This is a genomic window from Pseudomonadota bacterium (assembly GCA_039196715.1).
Lineage (GTDB): Bacteria > Pseudomonadota > Gammaproteobacteria > CALCKW01 > CALCKW01 > CALCKW01.
On the sequence record JBCCUP010000124.1, the window covers coordinates 1 to 8,027 of the forward strand.

The 8,027-nt window shown below is 67.7% G+C and carries 9 protein-coding genes; 2 read left to right on the forward strand and 7 right to left on the reverse strand.

The features are described from left to right. The 3 genes from AAGA11_22070 to AAGA11_22080 all read right to left on the reverse strand — a co-directional run. On the reverse strand, positions 1-1,032 hold a 1,032-nt coding region (locus AAGA11_22070; GenBank protein MEM9605561.1), incomplete at its 3' end, for a proline dehydrogenase family protein. Next, complete coding sequence (locus AAGA11_22075) at positions 1,029-1,676, reverse strand: cupin domain-containing protein (protein MEM9605562.1); 648 nt, start codon at positions 1,674-1,676, stop codon at positions 1,029-1,031. The genes AAGA11_22070 and AAGA11_22075, both read right to left, overlap by 4 nt. A 161-nt stretch (positions 1,677-1,837) precedes the next feature. After that, entirely contained in the window at positions 1,838-2,725 is an 888-nt protein-coding gene (locus AAGA11_22080) for a hypothetical protein (protein ID MEM9605563.1), read from the reverse strand. 331 nt (positions 2,726-3,056) lie between these two features. Here AAGA11_22080 and AAGA11_22085 point away from each other — a divergent pair, with 331 nt between their 5' ends. Beyond that, positions 3,057-3,422 carry a hypothetical protein gene (locus AAGA11_22085; protein ID MEM9605564.1) on the forward strand — a complete coding sequence of 122 codons (366 nt, stop codon included), beginning with the start codon at positions 3,057-3,059 and terminating at the stop codon, positions 3,420-3,422. A gap of 7 nt (positions 3,423-3,429) precedes the next feature. Here AAGA11_22085 and AAGA11_22090 read toward each other — a convergent pair whose 3' ends face one another. The 3 genes from AAGA11_22090 to AAGA11_22100 form a co-directional block, all read right to left on the reverse strand. Further along, complete coding sequence (locus AAGA11_22090; GenBank protein ID MEM9605565.1) at positions 3,430-3,984, reverse strand: tetratricopeptide repeat protein; 555 nt, start codon at positions 3,982-3,984, stop codon at positions 3,430-3,432. Positions 3,985-4,058: 74 nt separating this feature from the next. Next, complete coding sequence (locus tag AAGA11_22095; GenBank protein MEM9605566.1) at positions 4,059-4,547, reverse strand: MarR family winged helix-turn-helix transcriptional regulator; 489 nt, start codon at positions 4,545-4,547, stop codon at positions 4,059-4,061. 84 nt (positions 4,548-4,631) lie between these two features. Further along, positions 4,632-5,774, reverse strand: a complete 1,143-nt coding sequence (locus AAGA11_22100; GenBank protein MEM9605567.1) for a twin-arginine translocation pathway signal protein — start codon at positions 5,772-5,774, stop codon at positions 4,632-4,634. 398 nt (positions 5,775-6,172) lie between these two features. On the opposite strand from AAGA11_22100, the gene dddP reads away from it, so the two are divergent. After that, complete coding sequence (dddP, locus tag AAGA11_22105) at positions 6,173-7,495, forward strand: dimethylsulfonioproprionate lyase DddP (protein ID MEM9605568.1); 1,323 nt, start codon at positions 6,173-6,175, stop codon at positions 7,493-7,495. 45 nt (positions 7,496-7,540) lie between these two features. On the opposite strand, the gene AAGA11_22110 is transcribed toward dddP, so the two are convergent. Then, positions 7,541-7,885, reverse strand: coding sequence for a hypothetical protein (locus AAGA11_22110; GenBank protein MEM9605569.1), 345 nt, complete (start codon positions 7,883-7,885; stop codon positions 7,541-7,543). Between the last annotated feature and the right edge of the window lie 142 nt (positions 7,886-8,027).

Consider the following 8,027-nt stretch of genomic DNA (forward strand, 5'->3'; position numbering starts at 1 on the left):
CACCATGAGCCGGCGGTCGAGCCGGGTGGCGAGCTCGTGTAGCCAGTCAATCACATACGGCGCGCGTTGCCCGTAGGCCTGCACCACGACGCCGAACCCGTCCCAACCGGCGAGCGACGGGTCCGACACCACCGCCTCGATGACGTCGAGCGACAGCGACAGGCGGTCGGCCTCTTCCGCGTCGATGTTGAAGCCCATGCCTGCAGACTTTGCCAGCAAGGCGAGCGAGCGGGTGCGCGGCACGAGTTCCGCCATGACGCGGTCGCGCTGCGCCACCTCGTAGCGCGGGTGCAGCGCCGAGAGTTTGACCGAGATGCCCGGGTTGGCGCGCACCGCGTCCGCGGTGCAGGCCTTGGCGAGCTCGCTGATCGCCTCGGAGTACCCGAGGTGGTAGCGGCGGGCGTCGGCTTCGGTGCGCGCGGCTTCGCCCAGCATGTCGTAGGAGTAGCTGTATCCCTTGCCTTCGAACGGGGCCGCGCGTTCCATCGCCTCCTCGATGGTGCGGCCAAGCACGAACTGCGAGCCAAGTTCGCGCATGGCGCTGGCCACCGCGACCCGAATCACCGGCTCACCGAGGCGTTTGACGACACCGTGCAGTGCGCCGATCAGGCCGGACTCGTCCTCGTCGCGCAGCACCTTGCCGGTCAGCAGCAGTGCCCAGGTGGACGCGTTGACCAGCGAACTGCTCGACTGGCCGAGGTGTTTGCCCCAGGCCGACGGCGCGATCTTGTCTTCGATCAGCGCGTCGATGGTCTCGGCGTCGGGCACGCGCAGCAGCGCCTCGGCGAGGCACATCAACGCGACGCCCTCGGTGGTCGAGAGCCCGTACTCGGCGAGGAACACCTCCATGAGACCCGGGTCCTCGGCCGCCCGAATGCGCAGCACCAGCGCGACCGCGCGCGCCGAGATGCGGGCGCGCGTGTCCGCGTCGAGCGGCGCGGCAGCGCACAACGCCGCCAGCGCCTCGGCTTCGCTCTGGACGTGGGCGGCGTCGATGCGCGCGCGCACGTCGTTCAGTGTCGATGGGCTCATATCGCGTCTCCTGTGTGTGCCGTGCCGCTGGCGGGCACGGTGTCATCGCCGCCAAACACGTCAAAGGTGCCGACCCACAGAATGGTCGCCGCGTGGTCGGTGTGGTTCCAACTGCTGTGCACGCAGTCCGAGGGGTGGTGCACCGAGTCCCCTTCCTGCAGAACGCGCTGGTCGCCGTCGACTTCGACGGTGATCGCCCCGCGCAGCACGTAGAGCATCTCCTCTCCCGCGTGGCGGATGGGGGCAATGCGGTGCCCGGGCGGCTCGTGGATGATCAGGCTGTGCACCGTGTTGCCGACGAAGTCGGACGAGAGCCGCTCGAAGCGGCTGGCACCGTCGCTGATGCTGTACACCGGGCGGTCACCGGCAGTGGTGAAACGCTGCTCGCCGCCCGGTTGCGACAGCAGGTGGCTCAGCGGCAGGTCGAGCACCTGCGCGACGGACGCGAGCGATGCGAGCGACGGCTGGGTGATGCCGCGCTCGATCTGGCTGATGAAGCCGACCGACAGCCCGGCGCGGTCGGCGACGGCCTGCAAGGTGAGTTTGACCTCCCGCCGCCGCGCGCGCAGCCGCTCGCCGAGGTTGGGTGCCACACGGCCGACCCCGGTACTGTCAGCGGGTGGGCAGTCTGCTTTTTTAGCCATGCTAAAAATTTCAACACACCCCCGCTCCGGGTGCAAGATTTTTTAGTAAAACTAAAAATTTTGGATCACTACCGCGACCGGTAACCGGGTATCACCCACGCCCGTCGGCAGGCGCACGCTGGCTGTCCGACGCGGCGGCGGGTCAGGCGCCGTCCATCCGACTAGATCGACCCACCCCGCCACGCACGCAGGATCCACACGTAGCTCGCGGCAACCAGCAGCGCTTCGTCAGCGGGATCAAGCGTGCCCGCCAGCCAGATCGCGGTGTTGCCGTTGCCGAGCGAGACAGCTGCCACTGTGCCCGAGCGGCCGTCGATCTGGACGCCGGGCAACACGGTGCCGGTGGCCTCGAACACCGGCTCGTCGGCCTGGCGCGCGCCGGTGTAGGGCTGTTTGACCAGCGCCTCGTCCAACACGCGCACCGCGAACACCTCGTCGTCGCCGACGAGGTCCAGTTTGGGCGGCTGGTCGGCCTGTTGCACGGTGCGCAGGAACCAGGTCTGCTCGCCCTGTCTCAGCGTGCAGATCACCCGCGTGGCGAGCCACTCGCCGTAGTCCACCACGCGGTTGCGCGGCGTGTTCTCGGCCTGTGAACTCACTTCGAGCCGCGACGCCTCTTCGTTTTCAAGGCCGGTGTTGTTGACTACGCAGCGCGTGTTCACGCGCTCCCCGCTCGGGGTGTCGAGCGCGAAGGACAGCGTGACCTCGTCCTCGGTGCGGTACTGGCGGTAGGTGACCCACTCGCCGATGAACGCCTGGTTCAGGATGAGGTTCCAGCCGGTGTTGTCGACGGTTGCCTTGCGCTCGACCTGGCCCGCCTCGCGGCCCGAGTACAACACCTCGGTGTCGCCGATCGCGAGTGCGTCGACCTGGTAGGGCCCGAGCGGCACGTTGAAGACCTCGTCCCGGTACCGCTTGACCGGTGCCACCGCGTCGATCCGCGTGGCGCCGTTCTCGAACTGCGCGTCCAGCACCACCGTCTGGTACCCCACGGTCACGCAGGCGGACAGCAGCACAACCAGGCACAACGACAGAACCCGTGTTTTCATCTCAGTAACCCGTCAAAAGTGTGTTCGCACATCGATGCACGCGCGTACCGCCACGCCACGTTAGAAAATAGTCCAGCGCTGCGGGGTTTGGCGGGCGGTCCGCAACCTGGCGGCACACGGTCTGCGGCACTGCGTCGACAGCACCGCCAACCCGGGAGCTGTCGCCCCTCACGGACACCCTTCGGCCTGATCAACGGCCACGGCCGCGTGTCCCGTGGTCGCGGACCTCAACGCGCACCGGCCGGCACTGTGCGCTGCGTGCCTGGCACGGGCTTTCGCGCATCCGCACGATCCACCACAGCGTCGAAACCCTGGGCCGGTCAATCGTGTCGTGCTTGCATTTTCGTGTGTGTGGATCGGACTGATCCCGCGCAACGCGGCCGGCTTTTCAACAACGGCGATCGACAGCAATACCGTGGCAGTCGGTTTTCACGCGGTGTTCAACCACGCGAACGTCTCGGTGAACATCGGCTGGCCGCGCAACATCGTCGTCACGCCGGACGTCCACCATCGGCACCACGGCAGCAAACGCGCCACGATCGACCGCACCTACGCCGCGCAGGTCGCCTTTCTCAGTAACCGCTTCGGCGCCGCCGTGCAATTCGAGCGGGCCCGGCCGGCGCGCGACGGCATCAGCGCCGGGACGGCGCCCCGCGGCGTCCGCGGGCAGTTGCTCTACCCGCTCAAGCGATGCTGAGCGAGGCTCAGATCTGCGTGGCCTCGCCTTCGAGCTGCGTCACCATCGCACGAATCACTGTGAGGTGCGGGTTCAGTGCCAACGCGCGCTTGAACCATTTGAGCGCGTCGTCGTGGTTGTCGCGCCGCAGGTAGATGTAGCCCTGCCCGCTCACGGCGCCGAAATGCCGCGGTTCGCGTTTCAGGGTTTCGGCGATGTCCATCGCCGAGGCGTCGTAGTCGCCCATGATGAAATACAGCGTCGCACGCTTGTTCCAGCCCTCGGCGATGTCCGGCCGCGCGTCGATGACCGCATCGAAGGACGACAGCGCCTCCTCAAAGCGGTTGGCCGCCATGTGCGCGGTGCCGGCGTTGAGCTGGTCCGAGACGATCTGGTCGTCGACGGTGAGCCACGCCTGCCAGATCTGCTGGGTGAGCACCGCGGCGGTGCGGTTGTCCTCGGTCTTGTGCAACGCCAGGAAGAGTTTGGCAAGACTCGGGTCGGTCTGGTCTGCGCGCGCGGTGCCAACGGCAAACACTGCGACCCCGATCAGGGCGAGCAAACAGGTGCGAATCCGGCGCATGGGTGTCTCCCACTTGGTTTCGACTCACCCCGAGCCTACGCCCTGGGCACCGCTTTGAACAGGCGAATACGTATTCACCCGGCCGAATCACCGGCCCCGTCGGGCACCTGCATGGCGCGAAACTCGTCTCGATCGAGCACGGTGCGAACGGTCTCCAGCATCGGCAGCATCGCTGCCACCTGCTCGAGGTCGATCTCGGCGGCCATGGCGTCGAAGGCCGGCTGCAGCCGCGCGATGATCGTCGGCACCACCGCTTGCCCGGCGGCGTTCAGGCGCACACGCTTGCCGCGGCCGTCGTCCGGGTCGGGCGTGATCTCCACCAGGCCACGCGCATCGAGGCGTTGCAGGGTGTTGGTCATCGCGCCCTTGGTGACTTGCATCGCCCGCGAGAGCGCGAGCGGCGTGTGCGTGGTGTCCGAGGGCTGACGCGTCAGGTGCATCAGCAGCCCGAACTGCGCCGAGGTCATGCCGTCCGGCAGGTGGCGCTCGACAAAGGTGCGCGACAGCTGCTCGATGATGCCGACTTCGGTGAAGAAGCGGACTGGCACGGAAAAGGTGTTCATGGCGCACTGCACGGGAGCAAAGCCCTAGGGTACCGAAGTCCGGCACCCCGCGGCAGCGCGGTGACACGCCACACCGCCCACACCTCAGGCGCGGATCAGCCGCGTGCCGAGGGCCCAGCGGGGCGCCGGGTCTGCGGCTTTGGCGTAGCCGATACGCGCCCACATCTGCACCGTCTCGCCGTCCGATGCGCCGAGCGCGGTGTGCGCCTCGGCGTACTCGGCGGCCATCTCCGGGTACTCCTGCAACGCCTGGCTGAGCGGTTGCATCGCGAGGCCAAGGCCGGTCGCCGCGAGGTTCGCCCGCAGGTAGCTCGCCCCGGCCATCACCTGGTCGACACGGCTGTTGCCGGCCGTGACCAGCCAGAGGTGCCCGCGCGCGGTCGCAAGCTCCTGGGCCATGTCGCGCCCGGTCTGGCGGCCGCGGCCATCGAGGTCGCGCAACGCCGCGTGCGAGATCAACCGAAAGCGGTACAGCCACTCGAAGAACGCGCCCGACAATGCGATGCCGTCCGGGTTCTCCGCCATTTCGCGGCGGCCGATGCGCATCAGCTCGGCGCTTTCGAGGTAGGCAGCGTCGGTGTCGATCTCGCGCTCGAAGGCCCGCACCGCGAGGTCATTGAGCGACACCACCGTCGGACTGTCCACCGCGCTGCCCCACCGCTGGCCGCCGTGCACGCCCGCCGCGGCGAGCACTGCCGCGGCCGTCTCCGCCGCAACAGCATCGTCCTGGTAAACGCCGCGCGTTGTGCGCCGCGCCGCGGCGTGGGCAAAGAGCGGGTCGGCGGAGGCCGCACCCGGCACCAGCCGGAGGTGTGCCACCGAACGCGCGTCCAGCCCGGTCGGTGCGCTGCCCTCGGGGAACCAGTCGACGTCGAGCCGTTCGCCGTCTTCTGCCGCGGCCAATCGCATCAGCTCGACGAAGGCGCCGAGGCCGATGGTAATCTGCCGTTCGAACGGGTCGGTGGCGGGCAGCTTGCGCGTCGGGTCGGCGTAGAGCACCGCCTCGCGCGGGCCGAGCAAGGCCACCTGCCAGGGCTGACGGTTGTGCGGGTTGGGTGCGAGCAGTGCCCAGGACAGCGCGCGGACCACGGGCGTCTCGCCCTGGCCGGCCACCGTCCAGGGCGTGGCCGGGTCCGGCAAGCCACCGGTGGTGGCACACCCGGAGAGGACGGGCGACGCGATCAGGGCGGTGGACCCGAGGACGGTCAGAAACTGGCGACGGTGCATGGCGAGGGCCTAATTTGATTTAACGTTGAACCAGTATCGACCAAAACCGAAAGAAGTTCAACATTAAACTTTATGCGTGCGCGTGCGACGACCTGCCACACACCGCCAAGTCGTCCCACAGCACACTGCCCGCCATGCCCCACTACGGCCCGCCTAAACCCACCGCATGCCACCACCTGCCACCGCGTGCCGCGTTTTGCCCCCGATCCCCACGCGGCACCACGGTGGGACACGCTGCCCCACCGTTCACTTAACACCGCTAGCCGCTCGCCGCGCGCAGCTCGCCGCCCGCCGCTGGCCGCGCGCGTCGCATTACCAACACCCACGGCGCGCCAGCCACTGCCACCGGGCCCCACAGGGGCTACCCTCTGGCGATGGCTGCCCCACAGACCTCCGCGATGGCCCACCACCGCGACACGCGCAAGATCACACCCCTCTACGGCGACACCCTGCCCGACGGCACGTCAAACGACGGCGATCGCGTCGACATCGGCCCGACTGACCTCGCCTACGCCGAGTGGGCCGAGGCCAGGCTGACGCTGCCGAACCTGCCCGCGCTGCGCGAGCACCGCTGGCGGCGCTTGACCCAGTTCATCGTCGACCGGGACTACGGCGGGGTGCTGCTATTCGACCCGCTCAACATCCGCTACGCCACCGACACCACCAACATGCAGCTCTGGAACACGCACAACCCGTTTCGGGCGGTGCTGTTGTGCGCCGACGGCTACATGGTGATCTTCGACTACAAGAACGCGCTGTTCCTTGCCGACCACAACCCGCTGGTGCGCGAGACGCGCGGCGGCGCCTCGATGTTCTACTTCGCGGTCGGCGACCGCGGCGAACAGGCATCGCACGACTTCGTCGGCCAGATCGACGAGCTGATGCGCGCGCAAGCGGGCGGCAACCGCCGGCTGGCGGTTGACAAGATCATGGTGCACGGCCTGCGCGCGCTCGAGGCGCGCGGCTTCACCGTCGAGGACGGCGAAGAGCTCACCGAGAAGGCGCGCGCGGTCAAGGGCCCGGACGAGATCCACGCCATGCGCTGCGCCGTGCACAGCTGTGAACAAGCGATCGCCGCGATGCACGAGGCGACCGCGCCCGGCATGACCGAGGACGCCATCTGGGCTGTGCTGCACGCGGAGAACATCAAACGTGGCGGCGAGTGGATCGAGACGCGGTTGCTCGCCACGGGGCCCCGCACCAACCCGTGGTTTCAGGAGTGCGGGCCGCGCAAACTGCAGAGCAACGAGATTCTCGCCTTCGACACCGACCTTATCGGCAGCTACGGCATCTGCGTCGACATCTCACGCACCTGGTGGATCGGCGACAGCGCGCCGCGGCCGGACATGGTCTACGCGATGCAGCACGCGCTCGAACACATGCAGCACAACATGCAGCTGTTGAAGCCCGGCATCACGCCGCGCGAACTCTGCGAACAGGGCCACGTGCTCGACCCGCAGTACCAGAAGCAGAAGTACGGCAGCATGATGCACGGCGTCGGCCTCTGCGACGAATGGCCGATCGTCACCTACCCCGACCGCTGGCAGGACGGCGCCTTCGAACAGCCGCTCGAAGCCGGCACCGTGCTGTGCGTCGAGGCCCTCGTCAGCCCCGAAGGCGGTGACTTCTCGATCAAGCTCGAAGACCAGGTGCTGATCACCGAGGACGGCTTCGAGAACCTGACCACCTACCCCTTCGACCCGGCCCTGCTGGGCACCTAGAGCGGCGTACTGGCGCCCACAAGACGCGCCACCGGCGAGAAAGTGCTAGTCACCTTCGCCCTGAATGCAGTGCACGATGGCCTGGTTGATCAGCACCTGCGTCAGGATCAACCGTTTGCCGTGGTTGTCCAAGCCTGACCATTGCTCTACCGGCAGGAGCGCCACCGATGCGGGGTCGAGCGTCTGCGGCTCACCGACGCGGGCAGCCCGCACCGTCGCTTCCTCGGCGAGACACGCCACATCATCGGATGACAACGTGTCCGACATTTCTGCCATGAAGAAACCCAGCTCGGCTTCGGTCAACGGGCCGGTACCGGCCTCAAAGGGGGTGGGTGTGAACAGGTCATCCAGCGTGTCGCACCCGGCGGCCAACAGAGACGCCACGATCATGGCCGCGATGACGTTGGGGCGATTCACGAAGCGCTATCTGGTTTCATTGCATGGGGCCGAATCGAATCCGCATACGGAAAATCCTCTGGTTCAACCGGGATTCTGGCAATCGGGACAACAGGCTCGCTCGACCCGTATTCCG

What these genes read in the sequence shown, in the direction of transcription:
- AAGA11_22100 (MEM9605567.1), bottom strand. Translation starts at nt 5,774, where the DNA reads ATGCACCGTCGCCAGTTTCTGACCGTCCTCGGGTCCACCGCCCTGATC.
- AAGA11_22090 (MEM9605565.1), bottom strand. Translation starts at nt 3,984, where the DNA reads ATGCGCCGGATTCGCACCTGTTTGCTCGCCCTGATCGGGGTCGCAGTG.
- AAGA11_22110 (MEM9605569.1), bottom strand. Translation starts at nt 7,885, where the DNA reads ATGATCGTGGCGTCTCTGTTGGCCGCCGGGTGCGACACGCTGGATGAC.
- AAGA11_22095 (MEM9605566.1), bottom strand. Translation starts at nt 4,547, where the DNA reads ATGAACACCTTTTCCGTGCCAGTCCGCTTCTTCACCGAAGTCGGCATC.
- AAGA11_22075 (MEM9605562.1), bottom strand. Translation starts at nt 1,676, where the DNA reads ATGGCTAAAAAAGCAGACTGCCCACCCGCTGACAGTACCGGGGTCGGC.
- AAGA11_22080 (MEM9605563.1), bottom strand. Translation starts at nt 2,725, where the DNA reads ATGAAAACACGGGTTCTGTCGTTGTGCCTGGTTGTGCTGCTGTCCGCC.
- dddP (MEM9605568.1), top strand. Translation starts at nt 6,173, where the DNA reads ATGGCCCACCACCGCGACACGCGCAAGATCACACCCCTCTACGGCGAC.